The sequence below is a fragment of the Synechococcus sp. R55.7 genome (assembly GCF_047461955.1).
Taxonomy (GTDB): domain Bacteria; phylum Cyanobacteriota; class Cyanobacteriia; order Thermostichales; family Thermostichaceae; genus Thermostichus.
In genome coordinates, this window is record NZ_JANSIC010000531.1 from 1 (window position 1) to 503 (window position 503).

The 503-nt window shown below is 49.1% G+C and carries 1 protein-coding gene; it reads left to right on the plus strand.

What is annotated here, in order from left to right:
- Window positions 1–160: 160 nt before the first annotated feature.
- Window positions 161–503, plus strand: a 343-nt coding sequence (locus tag NW820_RS13530; RefSeq protein ID WP_414407794.1) for a PAS domain S-box protein, incomplete at its 3' end; no start/stop codon positions are given.

Sequence of the window (503 nt, forward strand, 5' to 3'; positions counted from 1 at the left end):
CAACTCAGCGGGAGAGCTCCGTTACCAAGAAATTTGCATAGTTCCCTACGGAGCAGATTGCGTGCTTGGCTGCATTCAAGATATCACCGAGCGCAAGCGGCTAGAGCTGGCCTTGTTGGAGATTCAACAGCGATTCTGGGGAATTGTGGAGTCCTGCAATTTGGGCATCTCTCTGCTGCCTCTTGAGCCAGAAGCTAGTCCGCATGGCATGAACTCAGCCCTCAAGGATATAACAGGATATTCTGCAGAGGAATTGAAGGCTTTGCCTCTGGAGGCTTGTATCCCAGACTTGGCCGATGTTGAAACTCTAAAAAAACTTTGGCAGGAGTTGGTTGATGGCCGGCGCAGTCATTATGAATGGGAACATCGCTACACCCGTAAGAATGGCCAAATCATCTGGGTAAAGTCTCAGGTTTATGTTGTGAGAGATGAAGAACAAAAGCCTCTATTTGCCGTTCACTTCCTGGATGATATCAGCGAGCGCCGATCCATCAAATCTGCTC